3 protein-coding genes and 2 pseudogenes are annotated in these 4413 nt (G+C 72.6%); 2 read left to right on the top strand and 3 right to left on the bottom strand.

The annotated features are described in order from the left end of the window. Window positions 1-597 (top strand): annotated as a pseudogene (locus AB0C29_RS32705) (peptidase); the annotation flags it as partial. A 4-nt stretch (window positions 598-601) separates the two neighbouring features. Here the strand turns inward: AB0C29_RS32705 and AB0C29_RS32710 are convergent. Continuing rightward, window positions 602-886, bottom strand: a complete 285-nt coding sequence (locus tag AB0C29_RS32710) for a Smr/MutS family protein (RefSeq protein WP_212987410.1) — start codon at window positions 884-886, stop codon at window positions 602-604. Further along, a complete protein-coding gene (locus AB0C29_RS32715; protein ID WP_360828415.1) occupies window positions 883-1269 on the bottom strand; it encodes a tetratricopeptide repeat protein in 387 nt (128 codons plus the stop codon). The genes AB0C29_RS32710 and AB0C29_RS32715 overlap by 4 nt, the downstream gene beginning before the upstream one ends. 139 nt (window positions 1270-1408) lie before the next feature. On the opposite strand from AB0C29_RS32715, the gene AB0C29_RS32720 reads away from it, so the two are divergent. After that, complete coding sequence (locus AB0C29_RS32720; RefSeq protein WP_360828418.1) at window positions 1409-3574, top strand: hypothetical protein; 2166 nt, start codon at window positions 1409-1411, stop codon at window positions 3572-3574. A gap of 4 nt (window positions 3575-3578) precedes the next feature. Here AB0C29_RS32720 and AB0C29_RS32725 read toward each other — a convergent pair. After that, window positions 3579-4413 (bottom strand): annotated as a pseudogene (locus tag AB0C29_RS32725) (hypothetical protein); the annotation flags it as partial.

A 4413-nucleotide genomic window follows, 5' to 3' on the forward strand; every position in this document is an offset into this window, starting at 1 on the left:
GACCCGGCCCACCCGTCCCCCACCCACCTGATGTACGCCCTGGACACGGACACCGGCCAGGCGCGCTGGCTGAGCCAGGAGAGCAAGCCACAGGATTGGACAGTTCAGTACGTCTCCGGCGGGCGGGCGCCGATCCTCGACACCCTGCCGGCGTTCGGCCCGGCGGAGGTGTTCAGCGGCCCGGCCCAGCCCGCGGGCCTGCCGGCCCCGACGCTGACCCCGTCGGCCGACACGACGACCGGGGGCCTGCGCACTGTCACGTTCCGGCTGACCCCGCAGCGAGCGGTACGCCTGATCACCCTGCACGTCAACGCGGAGGCGACGGTCAGCGCGGCCACGGTCGCCGGCCGTCCGGTGCCCACGGACCGGAAGGCGGGCGGGCCGTGGGGCTTCGGCTTCGTGTTCCATGCGCCGCCGCCCGACGGCATCGAGGTGACTCTGACCGTTCCTGCGAATACCCCGCTGCGGCTGCGGGCGATGGACGCCAGCGACGGGTTGTCCACCCTGCCGGGCTTCCGTCCCCGGCCCGCGGATGTCGGGGTCGTGGGCTCACACAGTTCGGAGATGGCCGCGGTGGCCCACACCTTCACGCTCTGACGGCTCAGCGGCCGCGCCGGCCCTTGCCCTGCGCCGACTCGAACTTGAAGTGCACGAAGAGCCGTCCCCAGTTGTCGCCGTCCTTCTCGACCCGGTGGTAGAGCTGCTTGATCTCCTTCTGGTCCAGGAAGCGGATCACCTTCTTCTTGAGGGCACCCGACCCCTTGCCCGGGATGATCTCGACCAGCGTGGCCTTCTTCTGGATGGCCTCGTCGATGACGTCGCGCAGCGCTTTGTCGATCTGGGTGCCCTTGTTGAAGATGTCGTGCAGGTCCAGCTTGATCTTCACGTCTGCGATCCTCGTCCCTCGTCGTTCTTGCCCAGCCAGGTCTCGACCCGCCGCAGCGCCTCGGTGTAGTCACCGTGATTGTTCATCGCCGCGGCCAGCCGCAGGTGCGGCAGGGCCTCACGAAAGCGGCCGGCCCTTTCGAGGGTCCGGCCGAGGACGTGGTGTGCGTAGTGATCGGAGGGATCGTGCTCGATCAGCGCTCTGAGCTGCGCCTCCGCCCGGCCGAGCTGCGCGGAGTTGAAGTAGGCGCGGGCCAGTAACTGGCGTACGGCCGCGTTGTGCGGCTCGGCCTCGACGATCGGTTCCAGCAGCCGGGCCGCCCCGAGGGGGTCGCCGGACTCGAAGAAGAATGTGGCCCTGCGGTACTCCTCCAGAAGATCCACGACCCCGCTCCCCACGCTCGCGCAACCAGCGACTCATATCAACGCTGGCACAACAATCCCCGAACGGCGAGTGTTCCGTTGGCCCTAGCTTCCCGACAATTCGGCCCATTCCGCAACCCTCGCGGCACAGAATGCCGGGGTGGGGGACTTCCCGCTCCATCTCGTCCAGGCGCCACGGCGTCACCGGTCCGCGCGCGCCAAGCCGCTGCTGATCGGCGCCGTCACGCTGGTCATGTGCCTGTTCCTGGCCGGCGCGGCAGCACGGCCCGAGTTGCGTTCGGCGGCCTTCGCGATCCCGGGGATGACCGGCATCGGTTCACCGCCCACCGGCCCTTCCTGGGCTCCCACCCCTCGGGAGGCCGGCGGCCTGCGCATGCTCGCGACCGCCGGTCAGGGCAAGTTCGCGCTGCACACCGCGGGCGGGGACGTGACCTTCCTGCCCGGCGTGAACCTGGGCAGCACCACGCCGGGGCACCAGCCCGGCGAGCTGTCGGTGAGCACCAGGCAGTACCGGACCTGGTTCGCGGCGATGGCCTGGCTCGGCATCCGGGTGGTGCGGATCTACACGATCCACCCGCCGTCCTTCTACACCGAACTGGTGGCCTACAACCGGGCCAACCCGGACCGGCCGCTCTACTTGATGCAGGGCGTCTATCCACCGGATGAGTCGTACGTCGAGAAGAGCGACCTCTTCGACCGGGCCGTGACGACCGCGTTCCAGCGGGAGATCCGGGACGCCGACCGCGCGGTGCGGGGGCAGCTCACGCGTACGCCGCAACCGGGGCGGGCCGACGGCACCTGGACCGCCGACGTGACCCCCTGGCTGGCCGGCTGGGTCATCGGCGCCGAGCTCGACCCCGTCGCCACGGCCCGCTCCGACGACCGCAACGCGGACGCTCCCCCGGTCCGCGGCCGGTACGTCCGGAGCACCCCGCAGGCGTCCCCGACCGAACGCTGGCTGGCCGCGCGGCTGAACGAGCTGGCCACCCTCCAGGCGGCGGCCGGGCTGAGCCAGCCGATCGCCTTCGTCAACTGGCCGACCACCGACCCGCTGCGCCACCCCCAGGAGCCGCTGCCCGAGGAGGACCTGACCCAGCTCGACGCGAACCACGTGGAGGCGACCGGGAAGTGGCCGGCCGGGACCTTCGCCAGCTACCACGCCTACCCGTACTACCCCGACTTCCAGCGGCACGAGCCGGCGCTGCTGGCCCACCGGTACGCGGGCCGGGCCGACCCGTACGCGGGTTATGTCGCCGCCCTGAAACGGCACCACGGTGAGATGCCCACGCTGATCACCGAGTTCGGCGTACCGTCCGCGCTCGGATCCGCGCACAACGGCCCGCTCGGGCGCAGCCAGGGTGACCACAGCGAGCGGGAGGCCCTGCGGATCGACGCGGAGCTGCTGCGGCTGATCCGCGACGAGGGCCTGGCGGGCGGTTTCCTCTTCGCCTGGACCGACGAGTGGTTCAAGGCCACCTGGAACACCCAGCGCCACCAGGATCGCGAGCGTCGCCAGCTCTGGCACGACGCGCTCACCAACGAGCAGCACTTCGGCCTGATCGCGATGGACGCCGCCGGCTCCCCGGAGGCGAGCACCCAGTACCTGCTGGACGACGAGAACGGCTGGCCGTCGCGGCGGGTCACGGCCCGGGTCGACGAGGCGTACCTGCGGTTGCGGGTCCGGCTCGGCAACCCCGCGCCGAGCACGCTGACCCTCGGCTTCGACGTGCTGCCCGGGCTCACCGGCGAGCCCGCGCCCGGCACCGCGAACCGCAGCGCCGACGCCGCGTTCTTCCTGGACCTGGTGGCCCGGAACGGGCAGGCGTACCTGCGCCGGCAGCTCGACCCGCTGCCGCTGTATGCCAAGGTGCCGGTCGCGGCCCGCGGGCCGGCGGCTATCGGCTGGCAGCGCTTCGAACTGATCGTCAACCAGGCTCAGACCTTCCCCGGCACCGGCCGGAAGCTGCCGGCCGAGCTGCAGAACGCCGGGATGCTCCGGTACGGCAGCCCGGACGCGGACAGCCGGGCCCTGTGGGAACGCGACGGCGACGACCTCGTGGTGCGGGTGCCGTGGGCGATGCTGGGCTTCGCGGACCCGTCCCGGCACATGGTCGGCGTGCCGGCCGGGCGCAAGCTCACCCTGCGGGCCGCGCCGGGGGTCGGGGTCACCGTGTCGGCCACCGGCACCGACCAGACGGCCGGGCCCGTGACCTGGGTGAACTGGAACCGGCCGTACTACACCGAGCGCCTCAAGCAGGGCGCCGAGCAGTTCCGGGACGCCGCGCTGGACACCGCGGGGCCGTGACGGCTCAGGACCGGCGGACGAGCATGGCGGCCAGCCCGCCGCCCAGCAGCAGGGTGCCGAGCGCGATGAGCGCGACCGGGCTGAGCCCGGTGACCGGCAGGCCGCCGCCCGAGCCTGGCAGCACCGAGACGCTCATCCGGCGCGGTTCCGGGGTGTCCGAGGGCAGGGGCGCGGCCGCGGCGGGCGTGGCTGTCACGAAGTCACTGACGGTGATGCCGTCGCCGGTGCGGACCACGACCGCGACGTCGTACTCCCGGTCGTTGCGCAGCCCGGTCAGCTCGCAGGCGCCGGCGGTGGGGACGGTGAGTGTGCAGCCGGACTCGTAGCCGGCGGTCGTTGCCCAGAAGTAGGCGAACTTCCCGGTGCCGAGGTCGGCCGGCGGCCGCCAGTCGACCCGCAGACCGCCGTCGAGGGCCCGCACCCGGATGCCGGTCGCGGTGCCGGGTGGCCGGGGCAGACCCGTCACCGGTACGGGCACAGCACTAGCCGCCGTGCTACCCGATCCCAACTGTCCATCGGCGCCGGCTCCCCAGCAGTACGCGTACCCCCGGGTGTCGAAAGCGCAGCTGTGCTCCTCGCCGGCATCCAGATCGCGCAGCGCGGGCCCGGCCGTGCGGACCGGCACCGCCCGGTCCACCGAACGCCCGCTGCCCAGCCGCCCGTCGGCCCCGTCGCCCCAGCAGAACGCCCGGCCGGCCCGGTCCAGCCCGCAGGTGTGCTCGCCGCCCGCGCTGATCTCGCCGAGCGCCGCGGCCAGGTCGACGCCGACCGGCCCGCTCTTCGTCCGGCGAGCGCCCCAGCAGAATGCCTGTCCCTCGACCACCAGCGCGCAGGCCTGC

Source organism: Actinoplanes sp. NPDC048791 (genome assembly GCF_040650095.1).
Lineage (GTDB): Bacteria > Actinomycetota > Actinomycetes > Mycobacteriales > Micromonosporaceae > Actinoplanes.